This window comes from Fodinicola acaciae (genome assembly GCF_010993745.1).
Taxonomy (GTDB): Bacteria; Actinomycetota; Actinomycetes; order Mycobacteriales; family HKI-0501; genus Fodinicola; species Fodinicola acaciae.
Genome location: NZ_WOTN01000002.1, coordinates 1,382,707 through 1,408,574, shown reverse-complemented (window position 1 = coordinate 1,408,574; position 25,868 = coordinate 1,382,707). Strand labels below are relative to the sequence as shown.

Annotated in this window: 30 protein-coding genes and 1 pseudogene; 18 read left to right on the top strand and 13 right to left on the bottom strand. The window is 67.1% G+C overall.

Annotation, left to right across the window (positions count from 1 at the left end):
- The first annotated feature begins 85 nt into the window (after positions 1-85).
- Together GNX95_RS21860 and GNX95_RS21855 are read left to right on the top strand one after the other, a co-directional pair.
- Complete coding sequence (locus GNX95_RS21860; RefSeq protein WP_163509251.1) at positions 86-1,135, top strand: HpcH/HpaI aldolase/citrate lyase family protein; 1,050 nt, start codon at positions 86-88, stop codon at positions 1,133-1,135.
- Positions 1,132-1,974 (top strand): HpcH/HpaI aldolase/citrate lyase family protein, encoded by an 843-nt coding sequence (locus GNX95_RS21855; protein ID WP_163509250.1) that lies wholly within the window; start codon positions 1,132-1,134, stop codon positions 1,972-1,974. Before GNX95_RS21860 ends, GNX95_RS21855 begins: the two co-directional genes overlap by 4 nt.
- Here the strand turns inward: GNX95_RS21855 and GNX95_RS21850 are convergent.
- On the bottom strand, positions 1,971-3,596 hold the full coding sequence (locus tag GNX95_RS21850; protein WP_163509249.1) for a glycoside hydrolase family 43 protein: 1,626 nt from the start codon (positions 3,594-3,596) through the stop codon (positions 1,971-1,973). The genes GNX95_RS21855 and GNX95_RS21850 overlap by 4 nt on opposite strands.
- 155 nt (positions 3,597-3,751) lie before the next feature.
- Here GNX95_RS21850 and GNX95_RS21845 point away from each other — a divergent pair, with 155 nt between their 5' ends.
- The 4 genes from GNX95_RS21845 (at position 3,752) to GNX95_RS21830 (ending at position 6,966) form a co-directional block, all read left to right on the top strand.
- Entirely contained in the window at positions 3,752-4,330 is a 579-nt protein-coding gene (locus tag GNX95_RS21845; RefSeq protein WP_163509248.1) for a TetR/AcrR family transcriptional regulator, read from the top strand.
- Between the two features lie 45 nt (positions 4,331-4,375).
- The gene (locus GNX95_RS21840) at positions 4,376-5,302 is read left to right on the top strand and encodes an alpha/beta fold hydrolase (RefSeq protein WP_163509247.1); all 927 of its coding nucleotides are present in this window, start codon (positions 4,376-4,378) and stop codon (positions 5,300-5,302) included.
- A gap of 12 nt (positions 5,303-5,314) precedes the next feature.
- Positions 5,315-6,208, top strand: a complete 894-nt coding sequence (locus tag GNX95_RS21835; RefSeq protein ID WP_163509246.1) for a serine hydrolase — start codon at positions 5,315-5,317, stop codon at positions 6,206-6,208.
- A 62-nt stretch (positions 6,209-6,270) separates the two neighbouring features.
- A complete protein-coding gene (locus tag GNX95_RS21830; RefSeq protein ID WP_163509245.1) occupies positions 6,271-6,966 on the top strand; it encodes a YoaK family protein in 696 nt (231 codons plus the stop codon).
- Here the strand turns inward: GNX95_RS21830 and GNX95_RS21825 are convergent.
- Positions 6,932-7,765: a PaaX family transcriptional regulator C-terminal domain-containing protein gene (locus GNX95_RS21825; protein ID WP_163509244.1), complete on the bottom strand. Its 834-nt coding sequence runs from the start codon at positions 7,763-7,765 to the stop codon at positions 6,932-6,934. The two genes, GNX95_RS21830 and GNX95_RS21825, sit on opposite strands and share 35 nt — an antisense overlap.
- 50 nt (positions 7,766-7,815) lie before the next feature.
- Here GNX95_RS21825 and GNX95_RS21820 point away from each other — a divergent pair, with 50 nt between their 5' ends.
- The 5 genes from GNX95_RS21820 to GNX95_RS21800 all read left to right on the top strand — a co-directional run bounded on the left by GNX95_RS21820 (position 7,816) and on the right by GNX95_RS21800 (position 9,697).
- Positions 7,816-8,469: a VC0807 family protein gene (locus GNX95_RS21820; protein WP_222853807.1), complete on the top strand. Its 654-nt coding sequence runs from the start codon at positions 7,816-7,818 to the stop codon at positions 8,467-8,469.
- A gap of 89 nt (positions 8,470-8,558) precedes the next feature.
- Positions 8,559-8,750: a hypothetical protein gene (locus GNX95_RS21815; protein ID WP_163509243.1), complete on the top strand. Its 192-nt coding sequence runs from the start codon at positions 8,559-8,561 to the stop codon at positions 8,748-8,750.
- 151 nt (positions 8,751-8,901) lie between these two features.
- Complete coding sequence (rpmG, locus tag GNX95_RS43340; RefSeq protein WP_163509242.1) at positions 8,902-9,069, top strand: 50S ribosomal protein L33; 168 nt, start codon at positions 8,902-8,904, stop codon at positions 9,067-9,069.
- Positions 9,069-9,374, top strand: coding sequence for a 30S ribosomal protein S14 (gene rpsN, locus GNX95_RS21805; RefSeq protein ID WP_163509241.1), 306 nt, complete (start codon positions 9,069-9,071; stop codon positions 9,372-9,374). The genes rpmG and rpsN overlap by 1 nt, the downstream gene beginning before the upstream one ends.
- Positions 9,371-9,697 (top strand): hypothetical protein, encoded by a 327-nt coding sequence (locus GNX95_RS21800; protein ID WP_163509240.1) that lies wholly within the window; start codon positions 9,371-9,373, stop codon positions 9,695-9,697. Before rpsN ends, GNX95_RS21800 begins: the two co-directional genes overlap by 4 nt.
- On the opposite strand, the gene GNX95_RS21795 is transcribed toward GNX95_RS21800, so the two are convergent.
- Positions 9,644-10,255, bottom strand: a complete 612-nt coding sequence (locus GNX95_RS21795) for a pyridoxamine 5'-phosphate oxidase family protein (protein WP_163509239.1) — start codon at positions 10,253-10,255, stop codon at positions 9,644-9,646. The genes GNX95_RS21800 and GNX95_RS21795 overlap by 54 nt on opposite strands.
- A gap of 159 nt (positions 10,256-10,414) precedes the next feature.
- On the opposite strand from GNX95_RS21795, the gene GNX95_RS21790 reads away from it, so the two are divergent.
- Positions 10,415-11,134 (top strand): hypothetical protein, encoded by a 720-nt coding sequence (locus GNX95_RS21790; RefSeq protein WP_163509238.1) that lies wholly within the window; start codon positions 10,415-10,417, stop codon positions 11,132-11,134.
- Here the strand turns inward: GNX95_RS21790 and GNX95_RS21785 are convergent.
- On the bottom strand, positions 11,105-12,424 hold the full coding sequence (locus GNX95_RS21785; RefSeq protein WP_246281697.1) for a DHA2 family efflux MFS transporter permease subunit: 1,320 nt from the start codon (positions 12,422-12,424) through the stop codon (positions 11,105-11,107). The genes GNX95_RS21790 and GNX95_RS21785 overlap by 30 nt on opposite strands.
- Positions 12,425-12,551: 127 nt before the next feature.
- Between GNX95_RS21785 and GNX95_RS21780 the strand changes: the two genes are divergently transcribed.
- Positions 12,552-13,157: a TetR/AcrR family transcriptional regulator gene (locus GNX95_RS21780; RefSeq protein ID WP_163509236.1), complete on the top strand. Its 606-nt coding sequence runs from the start codon at positions 12,552-12,554 to the stop codon at positions 13,155-13,157.
- A 16-nt stretch (positions 13,158-13,173) separates the two neighbouring features.
- On the opposite strand, the gene GNX95_RS21775 is transcribed toward GNX95_RS21780, so the two are convergent.
- Complete coding sequence (locus GNX95_RS21775; protein WP_187369672.1) at positions 13,174-13,935, bottom strand: crotonase/enoyl-CoA hydratase family protein; 762 nt, start codon at positions 13,933-13,935, stop codon at positions 13,174-13,176.
- 36 nt (positions 13,936-13,971) lie between these two features.
- Here GNX95_RS21775 and GNX95_RS21770 point away from each other — a divergent pair, with 36 nt between their 5' ends.
- Positions 13,972-14,499: a gamma carbonic anhydrase family protein gene (locus tag GNX95_RS21770; protein WP_163509235.1), complete on the top strand. Its 528-nt coding sequence runs from the start codon at positions 13,972-13,974 to the stop codon at positions 14,497-14,499.
- A gap of 186 nt (positions 14,500-14,685) precedes the next feature.
- Here GNX95_RS21770 and GNX95_RS21765 read toward each other — a convergent pair whose 3' ends face one another.
- The 4 genes from GNX95_RS21765 to GNX95_RS21750 all read right to left on the bottom strand — a co-directional run bounded on the left by GNX95_RS21765 (position 14,686) and on the right by GNX95_RS21750 (position 19,465).
- The gene (locus GNX95_RS21765) at positions 14,686-15,714 is read right to left on the bottom strand and encodes an HNH endonuclease (RefSeq protein ID WP_246281696.1); all 1,029 of its coding nucleotides are present in this window, start codon (positions 15,712-15,714) and stop codon (positions 14,686-14,688) included.
- The gene (locus GNX95_RS21760) at positions 15,638-15,925 is read right to left on the bottom strand and encodes a hypothetical protein (protein ID WP_163509233.1); all 288 of its coding nucleotides are present in this window, start codon (positions 15,923-15,925) and stop codon (positions 15,638-15,640) included. The genes GNX95_RS21765 and GNX95_RS21760 overlap by 77 nt, the downstream gene beginning before the upstream one ends.
- Before the next feature lie 389 nt (positions 15,926-16,314).
- Entirely contained in the window at positions 16,315-18,258 is a 1,944-nt protein-coding gene (locus GNX95_RS21755; RefSeq protein WP_163509232.1) for an ArnT family glycosyltransferase, read from the bottom strand.
- A 49-nt stretch (positions 18,259-18,307) separates the two neighbouring features.
- Positions 18,308-19,465: a citrate/2-methylcitrate synthase gene (locus GNX95_RS21750; RefSeq protein WP_163509231.1), complete on the bottom strand. Its 1,158-nt coding sequence runs from the start codon at positions 19,463-19,465 to the stop codon at positions 18,308-18,310.
- An 80-nt stretch (positions 19,466-19,545) separates the two neighbouring features.
- Between GNX95_RS21750 and GNX95_RS21745 the strand changes: the two genes are divergently transcribed.
- Entirely contained in the window at positions 19,546-20,733 is a 1,188-nt protein-coding gene (locus GNX95_RS21745; protein WP_163509230.1) for a citrate synthase, read from the top strand.
- Here the strand turns inward: GNX95_RS21745 and GNX95_RS21740 are convergent.
- Positions 20,720-21,535 (bottom strand): RraA family protein, encoded by an 816-nt coding sequence (locus GNX95_RS21740; protein WP_163509229.1) that lies wholly within the window; start codon positions 21,533-21,535, stop codon positions 20,720-20,722. The genes GNX95_RS21745 and GNX95_RS21740 overlap by 14 nt on opposite strands.
- Positions 21,536-21,615: 80 nt before the next feature.
- On the opposite strand from GNX95_RS21740, the gene GNX95_RS21735 reads away from it, so the two are divergent.
- Positions 21,616-22,572, top strand: a complete 957-nt coding sequence (locus tag GNX95_RS21735) for a cyclase family protein (protein WP_163509228.1) — start codon at positions 21,616-21,618, stop codon at positions 22,570-22,572.
- On the opposite strand, the pseudogene GNX95_RS21730 reads toward GNX95_RS21735, so the two are convergent.
- Both GNX95_RS21730 and GNX95_RS21725 read right to left on the bottom strand, forming a co-directional pair.
- A pseudogene (locus tag GNX95_RS21730) lies at positions 22,565-22,810 on the bottom strand (ABC transporter ATP-binding protein); the annotation flags it as partial. The gene GNX95_RS21735 and the pseudogene GNX95_RS21730 overlap by 8 nt on opposite strands.
- Positions 22,811-22,930: 120 nt before the next feature.
- Positions 22,931-23,371, bottom strand: a complete 441-nt coding sequence (locus GNX95_RS21725) for a hypothetical protein (protein ID WP_163509227.1) — start codon at positions 23,369-23,371, stop codon at positions 22,931-22,933.
- 554 nt (positions 23,372-23,925) lie between these two features.
- On the opposite strand from GNX95_RS21725, the gene GNX95_RS21720 reads away from it, so the two are divergent.
- Positions 23,926-24,132 (top strand): cold-shock protein, encoded by a 207-nt coding sequence (locus GNX95_RS21720; protein WP_163509226.1) that lies wholly within the window; start codon positions 23,926-23,928, stop codon positions 24,130-24,132.
- A 180-nt stretch (positions 24,133-24,312) separates the two neighbouring features.
- Entirely contained in the window at positions 24,313-25,059 is a 747-nt protein-coding gene (locus tag GNX95_RS21715) for an SAM-dependent methyltransferase (protein WP_163509225.1), read from the top strand.
- Between the two features lie 48 nt (positions 25,060-25,107).
- Here the strand turns inward: GNX95_RS21715 and GNX95_RS21710 are convergent, their stop codons facing one another.
- Complete coding sequence (locus tag GNX95_RS21710) at positions 25,108-25,782, bottom strand: glycoside hydrolase family 75 protein (protein ID WP_163509224.1); 675 nt, start codon at positions 25,780-25,782, stop codon at positions 25,108-25,110.
- Positions 25,783-25,868 lie beyond the last annotated feature (86 nt).

Below are 25,868 nucleotides of genomic sequence, written 5' to 3'. Positions count from 1 at the left end.
TATGACGTCGAATGGTTTCATCGTCAAGCGTTGCATTTCTCACCGGATCCGGCCGGCTGGCCGAACAGCCGTTAAGGTCTGCGGCATGCGTTCGGCTAAGGACTTCTTCCGGCCGTTGGCCGTCGGTGCTCCGGCGCCGGTGCGGGACATCCCGTTCCGGCCGTCCCGGATGATCCACTTTTTCGATCCCAGCAACGCCAAGATGGCGGCCAAGGTGCCGGACCTGGCGCCGAAGGTCGACGTGCTGCTCGGCAACCTGGAAGACGCGATCCAGGCGAGCAACAAGGAAGCGGCGCGCAACGGCCTGGTCGACATCGCGAAGGCGACCGACTTCGGCGAGACGCAGCTGTGGACGCGGATCAACAGCCTCGACTCGCCGTGGGCCCTGGACGACCTGCTGACACTCGTGCCGGCGATCGGCGACAAGCTCGACGTCGTCATGGTGCCGAAGGTCGAAGGCCCCGAGGACATCCATTACGTCGACCGGTTGTTGGCTCAGCTGGAGGCAAAAGCCGGTGTGTCGCGGCCGATCCTGGTGCACGCCATCCTGGAAACCGCCACCGGCGTGGCCAATGTGGAGGAAATCGCCGGCGCCAGTCCGCGGATGCAGGGAATGTCGCTCGGGCCGGCCGACCTCGCCGCCAGCCGGCGGATGAAGACGACCCGCGTCGGCGGCGGCCACCCCGGTTATCTCGTACGGTCCGACCCGACCGGCGACGACCTGACCGCCGGACGTACGACGTATCAACAGGATCTGTGGCATTACACGGTCGCGCGGATGGTCGACGCGTGTGTGGCACACGGGATTTTGCCTTATTACGGGCCTTTCGGTGACATCCGCGATGTCGTCGCGTGCGAGGACCAGTTTCGCAACGCTTATCTGCTCGGCTGTGTCGGCGCGTGGAGCCTGCATCCGGCGCAGATCCCGATCGCACGCAAGGTTTTTTCGCCCGATCCCGAGGAAGTGCGGTGGGCCCGGCGGGTGATCGCCGAGATGGGCGACGGCACCGGCGCGGTGATGATCGACGGCAAGATGCAGGACGACGCGAGCGTCAAACAGTGTCGCGTGGTCGCCGAGCTCGCCGATGCGTTGGCGCAGCGCGATCCGGAGCTGGCGAAGGCGTACGAGTCATGACCCGGCCGCGACGGTCCGTGCTCTACATGCCCGGCGCCAACGAACGTGCCTTGGAGAAAGCCAAAACACTGCCTGCCGACGCGCTGATCCTCGACCTGGAGGACGCCGTCGCACCGGATGCCAAGGAAGAGGCCAGAAAACGCGTCTGCGCGGCGGCTTCTTCCGGTGACTACGGCAGTCGCGAGATCGCCATCCGCGTCAACGCGGCCGACACCGAGTGGCACGCCGACGACATCGCGGCCGCCGTCGCCGCCGAACCCGACGCGATCCTGGTGCCGAAGGTGAACTCGGCCGACGCCGTCCGCACTTTGGCGCGGTCGCTGGGATCGGCGCGTACGGCCCTGTGGGCCATGGTCGAGACGCCGGAGGCGATGCTGAACGCGTCGGCGATCGCGTCGGCGTCCGAGCGGTTGACCGTACTGGTGATGGGGACCAACGACCTCGCCAATGAGCTGCACGCCGAGCACGTACCAGGGCGTGCGCCGCTGCTGACCGGACTTTCCTTGTGCCTGCTGGCCGCTCGGGCCGCCGGCAAGGTGATCCTGGACGGCGTCTACAACGACGTCAAGGACGCCGACGGATTCGCGGCCGAATGCCAACAGGGACGCGAGTTTGGTTTCGACGGCAAGACGCTGATCCACCCGTCGCAGATCGAGCCGTGCAACCGGATCTTCGCGCCTTCCGACGCGGAGGTGGAAAAGTCGCGGCGGATCATCGAGGCCTTCGCCGAGGCACAGGCCGCCGGCCGCGGTGTGGTGACGGTCGACGGCCGGATGATCGAAAACCTGCACGTACGCAACGCCGAGCGGATCTTGGCCCTGGCCAAAGCCATCGGCTAGCGGGTCTCGGTGACCGCGAGGTTGGTGTAGGCGGCGGTGCTGTCCTCGGTCACCAGGCCGACCTGGCCGTTGAGCAGCACCGGAAAGGTGCCGGGGAACGTACGCGTCTGCAGCACCGCGCCGTCCAAGGAAAACGCGTAGGTGGCGCCGGTCTTCAGCACGCTCAGCCGGTGCGCCACGGCCGGATCGAAACCGGCCGGCAGCGCCGCGTTTTGCCACGGTTGCTCGGCACCCTGCACGACCGCGTGTGTCGCGAGCACCAGGTTCTTCCGGTCGATGAACACCTCGACGTGGTTGTTGCGGTCGTCGTAGGAGGCGTAGATCCCGTATTTCGGATAGTTCGAGGTCGTGCCGGTGCCGGTCCACCGCGCGTCGACCGTGACGCGATAGGTCTCGTAATTCGGGTTGGACGCACGGAAAAGCCGCGTCCACGGCACGCCGCCGAAGGACGTGAGGGTGGCACCGGTCGGGCTGTTCACCGTCCAACTGCCGGCGACTTCGCCGTCGTCGACGCCTTCGGCGAGATCGCCGAAGGCATTGCCCCAGCCCTGGTTGTACGGGTTCGGGCTGCCGGCCGAGCCGAGCTCGCCGGACGGCGGTGTCAGCGCGACACCGTCGCCGACCGGATAGCCGAGCAGCGGGCTGCCGTCGGTGTCCCAGAGCAGCCGCTGCAGCCTCAGCTCGCGACCGGGGTCGCAGCCTTTGGTGTTGGAGTGCACCAAAAACCAGTCCTCGGTGCCGTCGAGCGTACGGATCGGCACGAACGACGCCGAGCCTTTGACCCCGCTGTGGTATTTGAAGATCGGACCGGTCTTCTGCCAGGCGCTCGCGTTGAGCGGGTCGCCGCCGGCGAACGTCAGCAGACCGACCGCATAGCTGACGGTGTCGCAGAAACTCCCGGAGTAGGTGAGGAAAGTCCTGCCGCCGTGCTGAAATCCGACCGGACCTTCGTTGACCGCGAGACCGTCCTTCTCCCACGCCCGGTCCGGTCGTGACAGCATGACACGCTTGCTGTTGACGTGCAACGGATCGCTCATCGACGCGAGGAAGATGTCCTGCTCACCGCCGGACGCGCTCGGCCAGCCGGACCAGGTCAGGTAGAGCGTGCCGCCGATCTGGAACACGTCGGGGTCGATGGCCCAGGTGTTGCTGGACTCGGTGATCTGGCCGTGTGGCGCGCCGGTGTTGGCCTCAGCGTACGCACCGGTCGGACTGCCGGTGGTGGCTCGCAGTGCGAAAATCCGGTGCGCGTCACCGGCTCCGGCCGTGTAATAGATGTAGAAAGTGCCGTCGATCGCGTGGATTTCCGGAGCCCACACCTCGGCGCAGTTGACCGCGGGACAGGCCGGGATCTGGAAGACCGGAAAGCGGGTCGCCGAGCCGAGGCCGGTCAGCGTCGCCGACTGCCACACGCAGATGTAACCGCCGACGCAGCCGTCCGTTGAGGTGTAGTAATACTTTCCGCCGTAGGAGATGATGTGCGGATCGGAGCGGTTGGTGGCGACCGGATTACTGAAGGTCGTCGCGGCCGCGGCCGGCCGCGATGCCGGCTGGCCGCTCGCGGCCAACGCCAGCGCGACGGCGGCGCATAGAAACCACTTACCAGCAGCCAAAACACGCACGGCACAGCTCCCCTGCCTCGGTCCCAGCGCAATATCGCCATTCCGGCCGCGACAGTCAAGGCCAAACCGCGCGAACGCCGAAAATCTCCGCGGACCAGTGCCGGCAGCGGCGACCTTCTTGACTGATCGTTCTGATATGCCGTAGCGTCCGGGAGGTGCCGAGGACCAAGGAGTTCGACCCGGATGTCGCACTGCAGGCGGCGATCGAGCTGTTCTGGCGGCGCGGTTACGAGGCGACCTCGATGCAGGACCTGGTCGACCACCTCGGCATCGGACGGGCCAGCATCTATGCCACCTTCGGCAGCAAACACGATCTCTATCTGCTGGCACTCGACCGTTACTGCACGGACATCGCCGGCATTTACACACACATGCTGGCGCAGTCCGGTCCGGCTCTCCCGGGCGTACGCGCGCTGGTCAAGGCGTTTGCCGACAAGGCGCTGACCGACCCCGACCGCAAAGGCTGTTTCGTGACCAACGCGGCGGTCGAGCTGGCACCGGCCGACCACGACGTGGCGCGCCGCGTCGACGAGGGCCTGACCGGACTGGAATCGGCGTTGCTGGGGAGCCTGATGCGCGCGGCCGACCAGGGAGAACTGGGCGCCGACAAGGATCCGTACGCGCTGGCCCGGTTTCTGGTGACGTTTCTGCAAGGCGTACGGGTGATCGCCAAGCGGCCGGACCGTCGCCGACTGGAGGCCGCGGTGGCGCAGGCGCTGTCCCTGCTCGACTAATTTTTTGACCTCATATTGGAACGCTCGATCAAGAACGGAGTCGCTATGGAGAGGCGCAAGATGCTCGCCGCCACGTCGGCGCTGGCGCTGGCGGCGACCGGCGCACCAACCGTCCCCGCTGACGTCTCGTTGCCGGGCTTTCGCAGTGCCATGGCGGAGGTGAACGGCACGCGGCTGCATTACGTGGCCGGCGGAAGAGGAGCGCCACTCATCCTCTTGCCTGGCTGGCCGCAGACGTGGTGGCAGTTCCACCGGATCATGCCGCTGCTGGCGAAGCACTATCGGGTCATCGCCGTGGACCTGCGCGGCATGAACAGGTCGGCGAAGCCGGCCACCGGCTATGACAAGAAGACGATGGCTCGCGACATCCGCGACCTCGTCCGGGCGTTGGGATACCAGCGGGCCGCCGTGGCCGGCCATGACATCGGGGCCATGGTCGCGCAGAGCCTCGCCGCCAATTTTCCGGAGTCCGTCACGAAAATCGCGCTGCTGGACGTGATGCATCCGGACCAGAGCTGGTATGGCATGACGCTGGTCCCGCGGCCTGGCGAGTCGTTCTATCTCTGGTGGTTTGCCTTCAACCAGGTGCACGGCCTGCCGGAGCGGCTGCTCACCGGCCGGTTCCGGCTGATGGCCGACGCCGTTTTCGGGATGATGCTGGTCAATCCGACGGCCATCGACGAGCGCGACCGCGCGATCTACGCGCATGCGTACTCGACGCCGGAAGCGATCAGGGCAGGCAACGGCTGGTATCAGACGTTCAGCCAGGATATCGAGGACCAGCGGGCATATCCGCGGCTGCGCACACCGGTGCTCGGCCTGGTCTCCGGCCCGAGCTATGGCTTCATGGCCGCGGGACTGCCGAAAAAAGCGGTTGATCCGACCATCCGCCGCGTCGAGAACAGCGGACATTTCATCGTCGACGAGCAGCCGGATGTCGTCGCCTCCGAGCTGTTGGCGTTTTTCCGCTGACATAATGGGGCCATGATCGACGAGGAACTGACCGAGCTGTTCCTGGCGGCCAACTGCACGGGGACGGTCTCGGCAGTGGCGCTCGACGGCTCCGGCGAGGCCGGCTTCGGCGCCGACGAGCCGATGGTGGCCGGCTCGGTCATCAAGATCTGTGTCGCACTGGAGGCCGAGCGCCAGTTCGCCGACGGCCGGCTCGACCCGGCTCGGCGCGTACGGTTGACGGCCGCCGACCGCACGCCCGGCACGGTCGGGTTTTCGCTGTTCCAGGACGACATCGAGGTGTCGCTGCGCGACCTTGTGGCGCCAATGCTGACGATCAGCGACAACGTCGCCACGGACGCGTTGGTACGCGCCGCCGGTCTCGACAGCATCAACGCGTCACTGCGCAAGCTCGGACTCACCGAAACCGTGATGACCGGCGACATCCGGACGGTCATCGACCGGATCGGACAGGACGCCGGCTTCGCCGGATGGGACGACCTCACCCGATGGCGGCCGCCGTCGGATGCGGAAAACGCGGCGGCGACGACACGGATGCGGCAAGGCCGCGAGTTGCGGCCGGCGACCGCGACGCGTACGACCGCGCGGGAAATGACCACGCTGCTGCGGCTGATCTGGACCGACCAGGCCGGCCCGGCCGCCGCCTGCCGGCGGGTCCGCGAGCTGATGGCCAAGCAGCTCACCAAAAACCGACTGGCCAGCGGATTTCCTTATCCGGCAACGGTTTCCGCGAAAAGCGGTGGCCTGGCCGGCACCGTACGCAACGAGGCCGGCGTCGTGGAGTTTCCGGACGGTCGCACGTACGCGGTGGCCGTCTTCACCCGCACCGAACGCGACGGCATGGAAACACCGATGAACCACGCGATCGGCCAGGCGGCCGCACTCGCGGTCGCCAGCATTTCCTGACGAAGAGATCGCGACCGTCGTCACGGATGTGACCGTAGTCGATCGGGTAAGGTCCAGGCGGGATGACACATGTGCCGGTGCGGCGGGTCCGGGACGGACAGGAGTCGCTGGTCATCGCGGGACTTCTCGCGATCGCCAGCGGTTTTCTGGACGCGCTCACCTATCTCGACCACGGCGGCGTGTTCGCGAACGCGATGACCGGCAACATCATCCTGGCCGGCGTGTCCGCCGCCGCCACACACTGGGGTGACACCGTAGGACATTTGTTGCCGGTGGCCGCGTTCGTCGTCGGCGGCCTGGTCGGCGAATGCCTGATGCTGCCGGCGGCGCGCCGGTTCGTGCCCTGGCCGTCGGCCAGCACCCTCGGCCTGGAAATCGTCTTTCTCGGCATTGTCGCCGGCCTGCCGCGGGCTTTCACATCCAGCTGGCTGGCGCTGGGAATCTCTTTCGTGGCGGCGATTCAGTCGACGTCCTTCCGGCGCGTGGGCGGTCAGTCATACAGCACGATCGTGACGACCAACAACCTCCGGTCGTTCGTCGGACACGCGTTCGCGGCCATCCGCGAGCCGGACTCGCGCAACCGCCGGCTGACGCTCTGGTTTGGCCTGGTCTGCCTGTCTTTCCTGGCCGGCGCGGCGATCGGCGCGCTGTGCACGATGTGGATCGGCGACCGCGCGTTGTGGATCGCCGCCGGCATCCTGCTGGCCGCCTGGATCCTGCTCGTCACGGATCTGTTGCTGGCGCGGAAGAAGCGCTGAACAGCTCGTCCACATACGTGCGTACGGCCGGATAATAACGCCGGTCCATCGCGATCAGCAGCTCCAGCAACCGCTTGCCCGGCCAGTCGTCCGGCAACAACTCCGGTGACAGGTCAGGCTGCATGCCGATGTCGCGCCACATCGTGGTGGTCAGGTCCGACCAGCGGCGCAGCGTACGACCGTCGGCCGGCAGCGGCTCGTCGCGGCGCGTTTCCGGTGTGAGTGTGAGGATGTGCGCACGATAACGCTCGGCCAACGCGCCGAGGTCCCAGGCCCGGTGAGCCGCGGCGGCCGCGTCCACTGTGGACATCCCGAGTGTGGCGGAAACGACGCGCGCACCGCTTGGCAGCGGTGGCAGCTGGTCGAGCAGCGCGGATCGCCTGTCTGTCAACGAAATCAAGACGCCAGGCTGCATGGTGCCATAGCCGGTGAAGACCGCGTGCCGGCGCAACGCGTCGCGAAATGCGCGGTGTTCCTCCGGCACCTGAAAAAGCAGCGCGTGGAAATGGCCGCGCCACGGCACCGGTTGCCGGCTGTCGGACGTACGGATCCGGTCATATTGCCGGCGAAACTCACCGATCATCCGATAGTCGACGGTGCGGCCACGCCGCCGGCCGGCCAGCTGGCCGTCACGCCGCATCCGCGCGATCAGCGCACGAGCCGCGGCAGTGGTCAGACCGAGATCGCCCAGCAGCGCGGTCAGGATCGTGCCAGGCATCTCGTCTCGCGCACAGACGCCGTAGAGAAACGGCACGAGCGAGACCGAGCCACCCGAGCCGTACTTGACGCTATCGCTCACGATCGTCATCGTAAACGTCACACATTGGTCCCGCGAGCAGGAGCACGCCGATGACGACCACCGAAACGGTCAAACCAGCCGGAATAATCAAGGGCCTGTTGCCGACGATCATCTTCAACGTGGTGCTCACCACCGCCACGTATTTCATCCTCACGGCGTACGGCGTCAACGAGGTCGCCGCGCTGGCGGTCAGCGGCGTCTGGCCGGTCGTCGAGATCGCCATCGTCTACGCCAAACAGCGCCGGCTCGACGAGCTGAGCCTGTTTGTGCTGGTGTTGCTGGCCATCGGCGTCGTCAGCTCGCTGGCCTTCAACAGTCCACGGATCGCCATCCTGAAGGACTCGGCGCCGACCGCGCTGTTTGGCATCGTGCTGCTGGTCTCACTGCTTTTCCCGCGTCCGCTGATGTTTTTCTTCGGCCGCCGGTTTGCCACCGACGGCACGCCGGCCGGGGTCCAGCGCTGGAACGACCTCTGGCAGTACGCCGGCTTCCGGCGCGCACAGCGCGTCACCACGATCGTCTGGGGTGTGTCGTTCCTGGCCGAGGTGGCGGTCCGTACTATCCTCACCTTCCTGCTGCCGTTCTCGGTGATGGTCGTCATCTCGCAGGTGCTGCCGATCGTGGTGATCGTGGCGCTGATCATCTGGACGATCCGGTACGGGCAGGCACAACGCCGCAAAGCCGGCAATGCGCGCATGGAATGACCGTCACTCGAGGCGCATATCGTGCACGTGCAGCGACGTACAGTCACAGTCAACATCCTCTAGGTGACACCGATCGGAGGACAGACACCGTGATGCGCCACCTGCACCTGCCCGGCAACGCTCTCGGCGCGATCAACCGGCCGCACGAGACGCTTGAGCTCGCGCGTTGCCAGCGCTGCGGCCAGATGCTCGTTCACCCCGAAGGCGACCTCGCCGACTGGCAGACGGTCAGCGACTACGTGAGCGCGCGCATCCCGTCGTCCTCGGCGTCCCTCCTCTAGCCCTCTTCGCAACGACCCCCGTTGCCTGCTCGGCCCCCTACTGATCCGCCAGGTCAGCGAGGGGGCCGAGTGGCGTGCGCCAGCTCCGGAATAAGTTGACATGAAAATCGTTTTCAATTTTACTCGGAGCACGCACGCGAGAGGAGCAGCCGTGGCGAAGGCCAACGACGTACGTCCGGTGATCAAAATGCGGTCCACCGCTGGCACCGGTTACACGTACGTGACCAGGAAGAACCGCCGTAACGACCCGGACAGGCTGGTGTTGCGCAAGTACGACCCGGTGGCGCGGCGGCACGTCGACTTCCGCGAGGAGCGGTAGTGGCGAAGAAGAGCAAGATCGCGCGCGATGCGCAGCGCAGGCGTATGGTCGCGCACTACGCGGAGCGGCGCGCCGTGCTGAAGGCCGCCATCGCGAGTCCTTCGAGTACCGACGCGGAGAAGGCCGCGGCTGTGTCGGCGCTAGCGCGGCAGCCGCGCGACGCGAGTGCGACGCGCGTACGCAACCGTGACGTCGTCGACGGACGTGCGCGCGGGTTCGTACGCGCGTTTGGCCTGTCCCGGATCCGGCTGCGGCAGCTCGCGCATGACGGCCAGCTGCCGGGCGTACGGAAGTCGAGCTGGTGAGTGGCTTCATCGCGGTCAGCTGCGAGCGGTGCGCGCTGTCGCTGGACAAGCTGCGCGACACGGTCCGCGGTTGTCCGCACGGCGTGCTCGTACGCGCCGGCTGCCTGCTGGGACGCACCTACTGCGGCTCGGCTCAGCGGTCCGACGGCGAGGTCGTCATGGTCCAGCCGTGTGGCACGGATCACCGGCCGCACGGCAGCGCGGCGCTGCTCGGGCCGTTGGAGCAGGACGACGTGGCAGTGGTGTGTGACTGGCTCCGCGACGGCATGTCAACCGGTCTGCCGGACCGCCTGTTCGCCAGCAGCCGACACCGACTCAACTAGGGTCTGTTTCGACCCCAGTGCCGGCAGGCCGTCGATGCTGTAGGAGTTCTTGAGCGCCTTGTAGTCCTCGACCTGCTGCTCGTCCTTGCGGCTGAAATGCCGCGTCAGCAGGTCGCGGTCCTCGACGTAGTCCATCCGCGGCACGCTGAACCCGCACGAGTCGCTGACCCGGTCGATCCGCACGTCGATGATCGAGCGGCGAGCGTGCCGCGGCTGGCCGGCGAAATGCGTCTCCAGCTCCGCGAAGCCGTCGTCGCCAGGCAGCAGAACACGGCCGTGACCGTGCAGGCGTACGACGTTGGGCGGACCGGAGAAGGCGCAGAACATCAGCACGATCCGGCCGTTTTCCCGCAGATGCGCGATGGTTTCCGCCCCGCTGGCCACATAGTCGAGATAGGCGACCCGGTGCTCGCCGAGGACCGCGAGCGTGCCGCGCATGCCTTTCGGCGACACGTTCACGTGGCCGGCGGCCGACAGTGGCGCCGTACCGACGAAGAAGACCGGCTGCTCCAGGATGAAGTCGCGCAGCCGGTCGTCGATCCGCTCGTGCAGCTTCATGCCGTCATTCTGCCCGCGGCCGGGGAAATATCACAGGGTAACGGCCGTCACGTTCGAAAAACCGTTCGCCTTCGGCAAAGCGTTCAGCTATTTTCACGATTGTGAAATGAGCCGCGTGGTCAGATCCGGGATCGTTCCTTTACCATGCGGAGAACTCACATGTTTGTTGCCGATTTCCTCAAACGCGCCGCGAGCGATAGCGATGTCGTCGGTGCGGTCCTGAGCGGTTCGCGCGCTCGGGAAGGCATGGCGACCGTACGCTCCGACCACGACATCTATCTGGTCACCGCCAGCGACACCCAGCCGTCATGGCTGCCACCGCGGTCGGCCGAGCTCGATGTCAACTGGATGCCACTGTCCGCGTTTCGCACGTACGCACTGCCCGGCCATCCCGCTGACTGGGACCGATATGCCTTCGTACACGTCAAAATCCTGATCGACAAAGCCGACATCGCTGGAATTGTCGCGCGGAAAGCCCGTCTCACCGCAGCCGAGTCGCGCGAGCTGGCGTTGACCGCGATGGGCGGATATGTCAACGCCGGTTACCGCGCCGCGAAAAGCCGGCGCGACGGCCGGCCGTTCGCGGCGCACCTGGACGCGGTCGAAGGGCTCCAGTCTGCGCTGGCGGTGATGTTCGCGGTCCATCGGCGCGTGCGGCCTTACAACAAGTATTTGGCCTGGGAACTGGAAAAGGAGCCGTTGCCGAGGTGGCCGGCCGATGATCTCCTGGCGGCGCTGGAGGCGATCGTACGGCACGACGACGTACCAGCCGGGCAGTGGCTTTTCGGCACCGTCGAGGCGGCGCTGACCACGGCCGGCTGGTTTTCGGTCATCGAGGACGACTGGGGATCAGACCTCGACCTGCTGCGGCCGGCGTAGCTCGCTCCAGACCCAGAAGGCCGACGCGACCGCCACCGCTGCCGCCACCGCCATCACCGTGAACGCGCCGCGGAAGGCGGCGTCGGCGCCGCCGGCGAGACCGCGAGCGAGCGTGACGGCGAACAGCGCGGCACCGAGCGCGCCGCCGATCCGCATCACGATGTTGACCTGCGTGGTGGCATCTGGCAGCTGGTCGGAGCGTACGGTCTTGTATGCCGCGGTGCTGGTCGGCACCGCGGCGAAGGCCAGAGACCCGCCAAGGAGCACCAAAAGGACCAACACGGCGAGCGGATTCAGGGCCGTACCGAGGAAGGCGAACGGCAGGCTGACGACCAGCACGCAGCCGCAACCGAAAAGCGAGACGGCACCACCGCCGTACCGGTCGATCAACCGGCCGACGAGCGGCAGGCAGGCGGCGGTGCCACCGCCGAGCGTGAACAGCCGCAGACCGGTTTCCAGCACGCCGTCGTGATAGGCGATCTGGAAGTACAGCGGGAAAAGCAGCGCGGTGCCAAACATCAGCAGGCCGGTCGCGGCGGACGCGAGGCTGGCCGCCGCGTACACCCGGTTGCGATAGAGCCGCAGGTCCAGCAGCGGATGTTTCCTGCGCAGCGCCAGGATCACAAAGCTGACAAGCAAAACCGCGCCGGCGAGCAGGAGCGGCCAGCCGCCGTCGACCTCGGTGAGTCCGTAGACGATCAACGGAAGTCCAGCGCTGATCAGCAAAAGACCTGGCCAGTCGAGCCGGCGGGGCGGCTCCGGCTCGCCACGCGGGACGTACCGGAGGCCGAGGACCAGTCCGATCAGGCCGATCGGCAGGTTGATCGCGAAAAGCCAGCGCCACGACAGCGAGTGCAACATCAGGCCACCGATCACCGGCCCCAGCGCCGGCGCCAGCGACACGACGATGCCGGTGGTGGCCATCACCCGGCCGAGCCGCGCCGGACCGACGGCCCTGCCGAGGATCGTCTGGCCGGCCGGCAGCAACAGGCCGCCGGCCAGTCCCTGCACGACCCGCAGGCCGATCAGCAGCTCGACCGTCGGCGCGGCGGCACACAGGACGGACGCGACGGTGAAGGCGGCGAGCGCGACCAGCCAGAGCCGGCCGGCGCCGACCCGCCGGCTCAGCCAGTTGGTCAGCGGCAGCGAGACCGCCAGCGCGAGCAGATAGCCACTCGCGACCCACTGCACCGCGCCAAGCCCGGCGCGCAGGTCGCGACCGATCACGTCCAACCCGATGTTGACCAGCGAACCATCCAGATGTGCCGCGAACGCGCCGAAAACAACCACCCAGCATAAGCGCCACAACGACCAGTCCACCGCTGGCTGGTCCGTCCTCACCTGTGTCATCACGTCGGCAGCGTACAATGATCGCTGCACATTATGCAATGAACATTGCACCTGCAAGGATGGTGGCATGGACAAGCGTCGTGACCTGCTCGACGGTGCGCTCACCGTGTTCGCGCGTGACGGCTACACGCGTGCCAGCATCGAGGCGCTGGCAAAGGCCGGCGGCGTGTCGACGCGTACGATCTACAACCAGTTCGGCGACAAGGCGACCCTGTTCCACGCGGTCATCCAGGACAGCGCCGAGCAGGTCGCGGCCGCGCACATCGGCATGATCCACCGCTATCTCACCAAAATCATCGACGTCGAGGCCGACCTGATCGAGTTCGCCCGGGTCTGGGCCAGTCCGTTGCCGGAGTTCGACGTACATTTCGCGCTGGTCCGTCAGGTGCACGCCGAGGCGCGGCACATTCCGCCGGCCGCTTTGGCCGCCTGGCAGGAAAGCGGGCCGTTGCGCGTACGCGATGAGCTGGCGGCGGCACTGCGCCGGATCGCCGACGCCGGTCACCTGGAGATCGAGGACGCCGAGCTGGCCGCGTCACATTTCACCCACCTGGTCTCGGGTGACGCCACGTCACGGCTGCACCGCGGTGCGGATCCGTTGCCGGCGGCCGAGATCCACCGGTTGTCCGACGCCGGCGTACGCGCTTTCCTGCATGGCTATGGCAAACGCTGACCCGCCGCAACGCGACCTAGGCGCCGTGCCGGCCGGCGCCGTTGGCGAAACGCCCGGCGCCGGCCAGCGCCTCGGCGGACAGCGAGATCCGGCCGTGCACCAACTCGTTGACGATCGCCGCCGGCTCGTCGAAAGATTCCTGCTCCAGCAACGAAAGCCGGTCGTGCCGCAGGCAGGTCTGCGGCAGCGCGGCCAGCTCGGCGGCCAGTTTCTCGGCCTCCGCGCGCTCCTGGCCGGCCGACACGACCCGGTTGGCCAGCCCCATCTGGAAAGCCTCCGCGGCGGCGACCGCGCGACCGGTGAGCACCATGTCCATGGCCCGGCTGGTGCCGATCAGCCGCGGCAGCCGGACCGTACCGCCGTCGATCAGCGGCACACCCCAGCGCCGGCAGAACACGCCGAAAACCGCCGTCTCGTCGACCACCCGCAGGTCGCACCACAGGGCCAGCTCCAGGCCGCCGGCGACCGCGTGGCCGGCGATCGCGGCGATCACCGGCTTGCCGAGCCGCATCCGGGTCGGCCCCATCGGACCGTCGCCGTCGTCGGTCACCTGGTTGCCGGCCGGCGTACCGATCGCCTTGAGGTCGGCGCCGGCGCAGAAAGTGCCGCCTTCTCCCCAAAGCACGGCGACGGCCGCCTCCTGGTCGGCGTCGAACTCACGAAACGCGGCCGCCAATGCGGCGGCGGTCGGTCCGTCGACCGCGTTTCGCGCCTGTGGCCGGGAAAGCACGACCGTGGTCACCGGACCGTTCCGCTCGACTCGCACCGCGTCTGGCATGCGAGGATCGTACGCGTCCAGAGCTGAGGAGGACACGTGACCGAACCGTTCCTGGCCGCGATCGGCGACCGGCGGCCGCACATCGACGACGGCGCGTTTCTGGCCGCCGGTTGCCGGATCATCGGTGACGTGCGCATCGGCACCGAGTCGAGCATCTGGTATGGCACCACGATCCGCGCGGACACCACCGAAATCGTCATCGGTGCGCAGACCAACATCCAGGATCACAGTGTGCTGCATGCCGATCCGGGTTTTCCGACGCGCGTCGGCGATCGGGTTTCGGTCGGTCACAACGTCGTCATCCACGGGTCCACAGTGGAGGATGACGTACTGGTCGGAATGTCGGCGACGTTGCTCAACGGCACGGTCGTCGGCGCCTTCTCGATCATCGCCGCCGGCGCGACCGTACTGGAGAACACACGGATCCCGGCCGGCTCGCTGGTGGTCGGCACGCCGGCGCGCGTGGTCCGTGAGCTGTCCGAAGCCGACCGGCAGCGGATCTCGGTCAATGCGGAGGTTTACCGCTATCTGGCACAGGAGCACCGGTCCCTGAAACGGCTTTAGCTGGGGCCGTTGACTGCGCGTCGGTCGAATCGACCGCCCCGCCACCGCTGCGCTGGCCACGAGGTCTCCGGTACATCTCGATCTTCTTCGTCGTTGATCGACGCGCTTGTTCCTCGTCCCGGCTTTCTGGGTTGCTGGGCGAGGAGCGAGCGTTTGTGTGGTTGGTTGGTGGTCCACCTGTTCGGTTCAGCCGTACAGGTGATAGGTATTTCGGAGCGGCTTTTGCTCGTAGTCCATATCGAGTGGTGGGATGAACTCGGGGTGGCCGTTGTTCATCCGTATGGTCCAGTCGGTATGGTGAATTTCGCGGTGGTGCCGGTCGCAGAGCAACACGCAATTTTCCAGGCACGTGGTGCCACCATCCACCCACGACACAATGTGATGCGACCGCGTGTGCCGGACGGGCCGCGTACAACCTTTGTCCCGTGCGATCAACGCTTTCCGCAACTCTGGACCGGCCAGCCGTTCCTTGCGGCCGACGTCCAGTGGTACGCCTTCGGAGTTGAGGATGACCGGAATAATGTCCGCGTCGCAGGCCAAGCGCCGGGCGGTTTCCGGGCTGATGGTCAGGCCTTCGTACGCGCGCGCCACACCCAGACAGTCGCGCAGCATCTCCCACGAGATCGTCACCGTCAGGTGCGGCCGCTTCGCGCCCTGGATCGGCAACTTCCCCGCATCAGCCACCAGATTGAGAATATCGGCCAGCGCGTCACCGTTACGCTCGGCAGCTGACCGAGGATCGGGCTTACCGTCCTCGCCTTCTGGTTTGGCCAACGGCGACAACACTTCCTGCAGCAGGGAGCCGGTCTCGGCGTCGAGGATGCCGCGCAACGCGAGGCGGCCGTCGCGGCCGGTGTGCAGATGCAACTCGCGGCGCGGATTCGCGTCTTCCTTGTCTGAGGGTGCGGCGCCGTCGGGATCCAGGTAGGCGTGCAAGCGGGTGCCGAGGCGGTAGAGCCGGCCGGCGTCCATGTGCTTGGCGCCCTCGACCATCGCCGCCTCGGCCTCGCGGCGCTGCTGATAGTCCACATGCGCCGGCAGCTTGGTGATGACCGTACGAATGGCGTCCAACTGAGAATCGGCCAGATCGCCGCGGCGCATCGCTTCGGCGGCGATGTCCAGCTTTGGTGCCAACATTTCACCGGTCAGCGCCATGTTGGGACAGAACATCCGAGCGTGCTGCACCCGGCGACGAGCCTCGGCCTGCGAGAGCAACAAATGATCTTCCAGCAGCTGCTGCGTCGTTTTGGCCTGCAGCTTCTCGTGCGCCTTTTTTATGGTCGATCGCCTTGACGATATTCAACACCCGCGCGGCGGCCTTGCGATATTCGCGTTCGGCGTCGCACAGCATCGCGGCGAGCACGTTCGGGTCTTCTTCCGGCCATGGGTCACCGACTGGTGCGGTGGTGGCGGAAGGAGTGGTCATGCCTCCAATAATACCGGCCACACCCACAAAACCACGCCACCACACACATCTGTGGATAAGTGTTTTCACCCAGGCGCGAGAAAACTGGCCTCGAGATGGCGGTGATCGCAGCATCAGTTCGACGAGGTTCGACGAGGTTCTACGGGGGTTTCCAAAACCTTCGGCGTCGCTTGGGTGTTGTTGTAGCCGCTTCCGAAGTGGAAGGGAAATGGTCGGCCGGTCTCGGATGTGCGGCCCGGCATGGAGCTCTGCATGAGGCGTAGGCAGGCGGCCAGCCAGCGCCGGTGATCTGGAGCGTGTGGTGTCGGTGGGCTGGTCAGGTCGCGCGCATCCATCAGCGCGGCGCACCCCGGCGCGAGACCGCGAGGTGAGGACCACCGAACCCAGCATCAGCTCGACGAGGCTCTGGGGCCGTACGGCAGCGCGACCACGGCGACGACGGCCGATTTCGGCGTACTGTAAACAGTTTTCCGCCAACCGGCCGGAAACACGTCACCGCATTCGGCGGGATCGCGGCCGGCAACACATAGCACCGCGTCGACATCACTGGCGTCCGCGCGCAATCCGGGGACCGCGCTGCGCACGTTGACGATCCGCACCTTGTCCTCGGTCGCACCCAACAGCTGCCAGATCGCGAACTCCGGACTGTTCTCATATTGGACGAGACCGACGGTTTTCGGCTTGGTCGCGCGCAACTGCTCGATGGCGTCGCGTACGGCCGGGGCGTTGTAGATCATCTGGCCGGCGGGCGTGGACATCGGCCCGGACATCAGGCCTGGCGCGTCCATCAACGGCCGAGGTGCGCCGAACACCACCGCTTCGGTGCCGGCGAGAACGGCACACACCACCATCGCTCCACCGATCGCGGCGCGGTTTTCCCTGACCCACGGCCACATCGCGGCGAGCCGGCTGACCGCGACCGGCGCGAGCGGAGCGGCCAGTACGAGCGCCGGCATGAGCAGGCGCGTGATCCATGACTGGTACGCCAACGCCGCGCCGATCGCGAGGCCGGACACCAACACCGCCAACGCGTACGCCCGTTGAGCGGCGAGTCCGAAACAGACCAGCGCCACCACCGCGGCGGCGACCATGGTGAACTGTACCGGCGACGGCGCGACCATCTCCGTCAGTCCGTAGTCACAACTGAAGTCATCGCCGAAGAACGCCGTTTTCGGATTGTCCAACGGCACACCGGTGGTCTTCGCCATGAAGTCAACGCCACGGCAGACCGCGTTTTGCTGCGAGGCATTGGACGTGACCATTTCGGTGGCGGCGAACTTCGCCACGTTCACCGCGATGTTCAGCGGATCGTGCTCGCGCATGACCGCCTCGGTCACATATCTCCCCGAGCCGAGCGGTGACCCGAAGACGGCCGCGGTCATCGCCATGAACGGCGCCAAAATCGCCACCACCAGCGTGCCGGCGAGCGCACCCGCGGCAATCCCCCGCCAACCGCGCCGGACCAACAGCCAGCTCCACCAGAGACCGAATCCCAGCAGGATAGGGAAAGCGGTCGTCTTGGTGACGACAGCGGCACCGAGTGCGAGACCGGTCATCGCCGCGAGCCGCCAGCCACCGCCGCCGTTTCGCAGCTCCAACACCAGGCTGACGAAGCACAGCAGGAAAAACGCCAGCACCGGATCGTTCAGGGTGCTGGAAGCCTGCACCACCAACATCGGTACGGTCGAGCCGACCACCGCGGCGACCATCCGGCCGGCGCGGCCGCAGCCGAGCTGACCGGCCACCCGATGCAGGACGACCGCCGTGCCAGCAGTGGCCAGCCAGGTGACCAACGCCGCATAACGCGGTGAGTCTGCCAACAACCGTACGGCCAACATGAGATATTCCGCACCCGGCGCCAAAAGCACCTGGCGGACGATGCCGGCCGGATACGGCGCGATCGAATGATCCACTCGCCAGTGCTCGATCCTCGGCAGGTGATACGCCAGCGCGTCGATGCCGGTCGGCCATCTGATCAGCGCAGACACCAGCTCGGCGAGCAGCAGGAGCAGCAGGAATCCGCCGCCGAACCTCTCCGCGAAGGTGAGTCGCGCATACCAGCCGCGCAATCTTGCCGGCAGCTCGCGCGGCCGGGAAAACTGCCTACGCCAGGCCAAATATCCGGCCAGGCCAACGGCCGCGGCGAGCCATGCCAGCGACATCGCCGGCGTGCCGAGCAGCCGCGGCCACGACAACAGTGCCGTGCCGACGAAAACGACGGCAGCCATCAGCACGGACAGTCGCACCACCGCCGCCGCACCACGCCAGCCGTGCAGGCGCGCCACGGCGGCAGCCTCCACGGCGACGACGGCGATGAGGAAAAGCCCGATCACATGAATACGACACGTCGGGACCCCGGTCAGGTTGCGGCTTGCCGAAAAATCACCGCACCGGCTGCGGCGCCGGTGGACCCGCGTAACGCGCGATAGGCCGGATGATCTTACGGTCGGCGGCCTGCTCCAGGATGTTCGCGCACCAGCCGATGACCCGGCTCGCGGCGAACGTCGGTGTGAACATCGATCGCGGCAGGCCGCACAACTCCATGACCACACCGGCATAGAACTCCACGTTCACCGGCAGTTCGCGTCCAGGTTTGAGCTCGGCCAGCACCGCGATGACCCGCCGCTCGACCTGTACGGCGAAATCGACCAGCTCGCCGCCGAGGTCCTGCGCGATCCCCCGCAGCATCCTGGCGCGCGGGTCCTCGGTCTGGTAGACGGGGTGGCCAAACCCCATGATCCGCCGGCCGGCGAGGATTTCCGCGCGGACCCAGGCATCCGTACGCTCCGGCGTGCCGATGGCGTCCAATGCCTCCAGTGCGCGATCCGGCGCGCCACCGTGCAGCGGACCGGAAAACGAGCCGATCGCGGCGGCGACCGCTGCCACCACGTCCGCGCCGGTCGAGGCCACCACTCGCGCGGTGAAGGTGGACGCGTTGAAACCGTGGTCGACGGTCGACACCAGATATCGCTCGATCGCCTCGACCTTACGGTCGTCCGGCACCGCTGCGCTGACCATGTAGAGCCAGTTTGCCGCCGCTGACAGATCCTCCCGCGGCTCGACCGGCTCCTGTCCCTGGCGGATCCGGTACAACGCGGCCAAAACCGTCGGTGTGACGGCGCTCACCAGCAGCGCGTCCGCCTGCCGCTGCGCCGGATCGAGGTCATAGACCGGTTTCAGGCCGCGCGCCGCGCCGATCAGCGACAATGCCGTACGCAGGCCGGCAAGCGGCTGGAAGGTCGCGCCAGCGAGCGCGATCGAGCGCAGCACTGATCGCACCTCGTCGGGCAGCCGCCGCAGCGGTGCGACGGTCGTACGAAACTCCGCGAGCTGCCGACTGTCTGGCAACTGTCCGTACGTGAACAGATACCACACGTCCTCCAACGATTTTCGTTCGGCGAGTTCGATCGCCGAATACTGGCGGTAGTGGTAGAAACCCTCACCGCCACGCACGTCGCCGAGCTGGGTCTCGGTCACGACGACGTTCTTCAGTCCGCGCGGCACCTCGATCGGGGTGACCGGATCGCTGACCAGTGACATGTGTCGCCTCCTTGTCCACCTCCACTCTCGATAGCCGCATCAAGTATTGTCAATATTGATTCAATCAACATGGAGGCCACGTGGACGAAGGGCCATACCTGAGCACCGAGCAGGTCGCTCGACGGCTCGGGGTGAAACCCGAGACGGTGTACGCGTACGTCAGCCGCGGCCTGCTGACCAGCATCCGTGGCACCGGCCGGCGCGGCAGCCGGTTCGCCGCCGCCGAGGTCGACCGGCTGGCCAGCCGTGGTCGCGAGCAGCGACCGGCCGGTGCGGTGGAAAGGATCCGCACGGCCGTCACGCTGCTGGACGGCGATTCTCTTTACTACCGTGGCAAAGACGCCACGGACCTGGCGCGTACGTCCTCCGTCGAGGCGGTCGCCGCCGGCCTCTGGACCGGAGATTTCACCACCGCGGAGCCATTCCCGGTGTCGCCGGTCGCGGCGGTCGTACGCGCGTGTGCCGCATTGCCGGCGGATGCTCGCCTGGTCGATCGGATCCGGCTCTCGATGGACGTGCTCGGCGCACTCGACCCGCTGCGTTTCGACCTGTCCGCAGGCACCTCCGTACGCATCGCACGCTCTCTCGTCGGCTGCGTCGTGGCCGCTCTGCCAACGGAAGCGCCGCTCAACGGCGACTTCGTCACGGCATTGTGGTCGCGGTTGACCACACATCCGGCGCATCCGGCCTGTGTCGCGATCCTGCGCGCCGCACTGATTCTGTTGGCGGACCACGATCTCGCGGTGTCGACGCTGGCCGTACGCGTCGCCGCCAGCAGCCGCGCCAATCTCTACGCCGCGCTTTCAGCCGGGCTCGGCGCCTTCGACGGCCAGTTGCACGGCACCGTGAGCACGCTGGCCTACCGGTTTCTGGCCGAGGCGGTCGAAAACCCGCTGGCCGCGCTTTCCAACCACCTGCGCACCGGCCGTCCGCTGCCTGGCTTCGGTCACCGCGTCTATACGCGCCGCGATCCGCGCGCGGACCTGTTGTTGGACATGCTCGCCGACGTGCGGCACCGGTCGGCGCGCGCCGTTTCCGGTGCGGTGGCCGACATCCGCGACGCGAGACCGGAGACGTTCGCCAATGTCGACGTCGCGCTCGGCGCCATGATGCACGCTTTTGACATGCGTTCCGACGCCGGCGAGGCGATTTTCGCCACTGCGCGGCTGATTGGCTGGACGGCGCACGCGATCGAGGAATACGCCGAGGAACCGCTGCGCTTCCGGCCCTCCGGCGTCTACGTGGGGACCGCGCCTATCTCTTCGTGAGCCAGTCCTGGAAATCGGCCTCGATCTCCGGTGCCCACACGCCGACGTCGATCTGCGCCGAGGTGTACGTGCGCTGCGAGAGTCGCAGTTTTCCAAAGATGTCGCGGATCCGGATGTCCTCGGCGGCCACCGCGACCGTCTCGGCCAGCTGCGGCGGAATGGTCATGATGCCGCTCGGCGTACCAAGGATCACGTCACCGGGCAGCACCGTCGCCTCGCCGAGCCGCACCGGCAGGTTGATGCCGGCCAGCGTGACATCGGCGATCGCGGTCGGATCATTGTCACGGAAGAAAATGTTGGCGTTGTCCAACTCGGACAGTCCCTGCAGGTCGCGGATGCCGCCGTCGATGACGGCACCAACGCCGGTGCGCGCGGCGATCGCCGAGCCGAGGTTGTCGCCGATCACCGTGCCGTCCTTGACCTTGCCGAAAATGTCGCACACCATCACGTCACCGGTCCGCAGCGTCTCGATGATCCACGAGTTCTGCCGATCGCCTTCCAAATGACCCTCGCGCGCGCCGGCGGCGACGACGGCAGCGTCGTAGTCGGGACGATGCGGCAGAAACTGCGCCGTCACCGCGCGGCCGACGAGCACCCGACCGGGATGGGTCTGCCGCCAACCGCCGGCGAACTGCCGATGGAAACCGTGTTTGCGCAGCACGTCCCAGGCCTGCTCGGTGGTCGCGTTGGCGAGCTGGCGCAACGTCTGGTCGGCGACCTTCGGCCGGCCGTCCGGAAAACGCTCGCCGGTCCAGGCCGCGGTCAGCTCGATCAGATCCTCGGGAAGCGGTGCGATCCTCATGCCATCATGCCTACCACACGATCCACCAGGAAATACGATCCTCTCGCTAGACCATTACGAGCCCGTGAAGGAGACCATCGATGCTGCCAACGTACGCCGAACTGCTCGCCCGCACCGACGGACCGCCGGCGTCCAGCTGGGGTCTGTTCGGCGAGCGAGGCACCGCCGAGCTGGCCGGCGCCGAGCAGGTGATCGCCGCCGCCGGCACGGTCCGCCGCGGTGCCGTTTTCAACCTCGACTATCCGCTCGACACCTTCGATCCGCCGTTTTTCGCGCGGCGTACGCCGCCAGTCCAGACGATCGTGTCCAACCACGCGGACCACCGCGACGACCGGATCGACAACTTCTGGCCGCAGGTGTCCAGTCAGCTCGACGGCCTCCGGCATTTCCGGCACGGCGAGCACGGTTTCTACGATGGCGTGCCGGCGGACAAAATCCAGGTCGGCACGCCGGATCTCGGCATCAATCGGTGGGCCGAGAAGCCGGTGGTCGGCCGCGGCCTTCTGGTCGACGTCGCCGCGTATCGCGAGGCCGCCGGCCGGCCGATCGACCACGCCGCCGGCGAACGCCTGCCGGTGTCCGATGTGGACGGTGCGATGGCCGCGCAGAACGTCGCGCCACGACAGGGCGACATCCTGTTGTTGCACACCGGCTGGACGCACTGGTATGTCAGCGACCCGACCGAAAAGTCGCGCCAGGACGTACGCGCCGGCATCCGGTCGACCGGTCTGGCTCAGCGGAACGAAACGCTGGAATGGCTGTGGGACAACCATTTCTCCATCGCCGGATCCGACACGCTCGCGCTGGAGGCGTTGCCGGCGGCGGCCGACTCACCGACCGCCGGAAACCTGGCCGGCGGCATGCTGCATCCCAACATCCTCGGTCTGCTCGGGCTGCCGATCGGTGAGCTGTGGCGGCTGCACGAGCTCGCCGAGGACTGCGCGTCGGACCGGGTGTACGAATGCCTGGTGGTGATCAAGCCGTTGAACATCACCGGCGGCGTCGCCTCGCCACCGAACGCGACGGCGATCAAGTAGGCCACAGGCGCGCCGCCGACCAGGCCGACCAGAGCCGCGCGTATTCGCCGCCGAGCGCGACAAGTTCGCCGTGCGTGCCGCGCTCTGCGATGCGTCCAGCCACAAGTACGACGACCTCGTCGGCTTTTGCCGCCTGCGTAAGGCGATGCGCGACGATCAACGCCGCACGACCAGCCAAGGCGGCATCGGCGGTCGCCTCGTCGAGGATGGCGATCGGCGGATCCGCGAGTACGAGCCGCAGAAACCCGGTGGTCAGCACCGCGGACAGGCCGAGCAGCTCGGCAGGGCGATCCGCAACAGCCAGCGTACGACCGGAATTCGCGGCGGCGAGCGCACCGGCCAGCCGAATTCCCCTGGATCAACGGCAAGCGACAATCGACCGAGACATCCAACCCCGCACGTAGTCGACGGCTTCCCTGCTGGTCTTCGCCGCAGTGCTCCGCTGCGCACGTACGCGCCTGGCGACCGGCGCGGCGGGCTTGCTCATGAACGGCAGCCACGGCGGCAGGACGAGCAGTCCGAGCGGCAGCGAGACCGTCAGCAGGACGGCCGCTGCGACTTCCAGCGCGCCGATCGTGGACAGGATCCGGCATACGCCGCTGTTGTCCATGCCGACACCGGCCGCGTCCACGCTGGAGGTCGACAGGTGGTCACCCGCGGTCTGCGTGGCGGTGGCCGTCCCGCGCTCGTCGAGCACGCGCCGGACCAGCAGGATGCGCAGCGCGTGGCCGGTGCCTTCGATGCCGCGCGTACCGCGCCGCAGTCCGATCCGCGTCGACACGGTCAGCACCGCGAACACGGCGGTCTCGGCGGCCTCGTACAGCCCCGTGAAGGTCGAGGCGGCGATCAGCTGTCCGGTCGCGTACGCAGCGAGTACGCGACGACGCCGCCCTGCGAGACCGGCGGCGGCACCGGTTCCGGCCGGTGGTCCTCGTCAGGGGGTCCCCGACCGCGTCAGCTCGCCCCAGGCCGGCACGGTCGTCTTCACGACCGTCGGCTTAGGCTAGCCTCACTTGTTGACTGAACCGTGATTCTTCTCATAGCCGGACATAACACGCGGCCGGTGGGCGTACGGCGCTGAACCGATCTGGCGTCGTCTCACCCGCGGTGGCCGTGGCCAGGTCACAGTCGGTCGCGAGGGGGTTTTCTCACCCCACCTGTAGCGCGCGGCCGCTGACTGTGGTTCACTCTTGTGCGGTCGCGAGGTTTTGTGTTCGTGTTGTGCACGCGCGCAATTCAATGTTGCGGGCGTCGGTTTTTCCCAGGTTGGAAAAGTCCCCGTCTGACGACTGATAGACCCGGCAGCCGTAACGTGCGGCAGCCGCCCCCACCTGGGAAGGACAGCAAGAAGAAATGGCTGAAGGCGTCGTCAAGTGGTTCAACGCTGACAAGGGCTTCGGGTTCATCACGCCGGACGGCGGCGGATCGGACGTGTTCGTGCACTTCTCCGAGATCCAGGCCAGCGGCTTCCGCAGCCTGGAGGAGAACCAGCGCGTGAGCTTCGAGATCGGCCAGGGAGCCAAGGGCCCGCAGGCCACCGGCGTCACCGTCGTTGGCTGAGTGAGCTAACTCACACAAGGCCCGGGACCGCTGTCCCGGGCCTTGTGCTATTTCGCTCGACACCGGCTCGGCGGCTGGCCTAACGTGAGGGCTCCGACGATCTGGTGAGGTGCATTAGATGCATGTTCGTGCCGTACGAGTCGCGTCCGTCCGTCACGAACAGCAGAGGAACTGTCCACAATGGACCTGCACCGCAGCTTCACCATCCGCGAACACAGCCACCGGGTCCTGAACCCGGTCACTGAGGAAAAGCTCGCCACCCTCGGCCGCGCGCTCGCACTGCCGCCCGGCACTCGCCTGCTGGATCTGGCCTGCGGCAAGGGCGAACTCCTGTCGACCTGGGCCCGCGATCACGGCGTCACCGGGGTCGGCGTCGATATCAGTACGGTGTTTCTCGCCGCGGCGGCCGCACGTGCCGCCGAGCTCGGCGTCGGCGAGCGCGTGACGTTCGTCCACGCGGATGCCGGGTCGTACGTGCATGACACCCCGGTCGAGGTGGCATGCTGTCTCGGCGCCACCTGGATCGGCGGCGGCGTCGCCGGCACCATCGATCTGCTGGCACGAAGCCTTAGGCCAGGCGGAATCCTGCTGATCGGCGAGCCGTACTGGCGGATCGCGCCGCCGGACGCCGAGACGGTACGCGCCTGCCATGCCAACAGCCGCGACGACTTCCGGTCGCTGCCGGCTTTGGTGCGACAGTTTGGCGAGCTGGGCTGGGACCTGGTGGAGATGATGATCGCCAGCCAGGACAGCTGGGACCGCTACGAGGCGGCGCACTGGCTCAACGTACGCCGTTGGCTCGACGACAATCCCGACGACGAGCTGGCCGGTTCTCTGCGCGCCGAGCTGCGTTCTGCGCCGCTGCAGCATGTGAGGTATCAACGCGAATATCTTGGCTGGGGGATTTTCGCGCTGATGCGCCAATAGGTCATGCCGGCCGGGCCGGGTCGCCTACGACCCGGCCCGGCGGTCTTCTCAGCCGACGAAGGCGTTCGCCGCCGTCTGGCCCTTGGACACCGCGCTCGAGCTGGACTCGATCGGACTTGCCTTGACTCCCGGGAAAAGGATGTAGGTCACGACCCGGCCGCCGACACCGCCGTGGGACGGGCTGGGGTTGATGCCGAGCTGCTTGGCGAGTTTGTATGATCCCTCGCCGATAATCCCGGTCGGACCGGTGTCGCCGACCACCGCGTAGGCGACCTTGTTCTTGTAGACCACAGCGGCGACGGTCGCGCCGCCGATGCCTGACCTGGTGAAGTTCCAGATCGAGCTCGGCGCCGGCAGCACGATGTATGGCAGCTTGGCGGCGTTGAGCGGTTTACCGTTGGACTGGTGATAGGCGGTGTCCGGCTGATAGTCCGGATCGGTCTGCTTGTTGCATTGCGTACTGCGCTGGCCGTCGCAGTCGACGTCCAGGTCGGCGGTGAAATAGATGGCCTTTCCGGAGGCGCAGACCGGAATGTTGCGCGAGCCGCCGGAATCCTGCGCGTACTTTCCGCTGGACACCTGCCGGTGGCAGCCGGTCGTCTTCGCCTTCAGCTGCGCCGCCGTCGGTCCGGTGGCCGCCTGCGCGCTCCCCGGCGCGGCGAGGAATGCCGTCAGGCACAGGAACAGGGCAGCACCAGCCGCCAGAACATGTCGCTTCGTCATGGTCAACCTTCCAGGTGGGATCCACGGTTTGGTCACCGCAGAAGGAAATGCCGTCGCGCGAACCGGTTTCCGGCGGTCGAGCCGCC

Coding starts and splice junctions, on each gene's coding strand:
- GNX95_RS21860 (WP_163509251.1), top strand. CDS start 86: ATGCGTTCGGCTAAGGACTTCTTCCGGCCGTTGGCCGTCGGTGCTCCG.
- GNX95_RS21855 (WP_163509250.1), top strand. CDS start 1,132: ATGACCCGGCCGCGACGGTCCGTGCTCTACATGCCCGGCGCCAACGAA.
- GNX95_RS21840 (WP_163509247.1), top strand. CDS start 4,376: ATGGAGAGGCGCAAGATGCTCGCCGCCACGTCGGCGCTGGCGCTGGCG.
- GNX95_RS21835 (WP_163509246.1), top strand. CDS start 5,315: ATGATCGACGAGGAACTGACCGAGCTGTTCCTGGCGGCCAACTGCACG.
- GNX95_RS21830 (WP_163509245.1), top strand. CDS start 6,271: ATGACACATGTGCCGGTGCGGCGGGTCCGGGACGGACAGGAGTCGCTG.
- GNX95_RS21820 (WP_222853807.1), top strand. CDS start 7,816: ATGACGACCACCGAAACGGTCAAACCAGCCGGAATAATCAAGGGCCTG.
- GNX95_RS21795 (WP_163509239.1), bottom strand. CDS start 10,255: ATGAAGCTGCACGAGCGGATCGACGACCGGCTGCGCGACTTCATCCTG.
- GNX95_RS21790 (WP_163509238.1), top strand. CDS start 10,415: ATGTTTGTTGCCGATTTCCTCAAACGCGCCGCGAGCGATAGCGATGTC.
- GNX95_RS21780 (WP_163509236.1), top strand. CDS start 12,552: ATGGACAAGCGTCGTGACCTGCTCGACGGTGCGCTCACCGTGTTCGCG.
- GNX95_RS21775 (WP_187369672.1), bottom strand. CDS start 13,935: ATGCCAGACGCGGTGCGAGTCGAGCGGAACGGTCCGGTGACCACGGTC.
- GNX95_RS21760 (WP_163509233.1), bottom strand. CDS start 15,925: ATGACCACTCCTTCCGCCACCACCGCACCAGTCGGTGACCCATGGCCG.
- GNX95_RS21750 (WP_163509231.1), bottom strand. CDS start 19,465: ATGTCACTGGTCAGCGATCCGGTCACCCCGATCGAGGTGCCGCGCGGA.
- GNX95_RS21740 (WP_163509229.1), bottom strand. CDS start 21,535: ATGAGGATCGCACCGCTTCCCGAGGATCTGATCGAGCTGACCGCGGCC.
- GNX95_RS21735 (WP_163509228.1), top strand. CDS start 21,616: ATGCTGCCAACGTACGCCGAACTGCTCGCCCGCACCGACGGACCGCCG.
- GNX95_RS21720 (WP_163509226.1), top strand. CDS start 23,926: ATGGCTGAAGGCGTCGTCAAGTGGTTCAACGCTGACAAGGGCTTCGGG.
- GNX95_RS21715 (WP_163509225.1), top strand. CDS start 24,313: ATGGACCTGCACCGCAGCTTCACCATCCGCGAACACAGCCACCGGGTC.
- GNX95_RS21710 (WP_163509224.1), bottom strand. CDS start 25,782: ATGACGAAGCGACATGTTCTGGCGGCTGGTGCTGCCCTGTTCCTGTGC.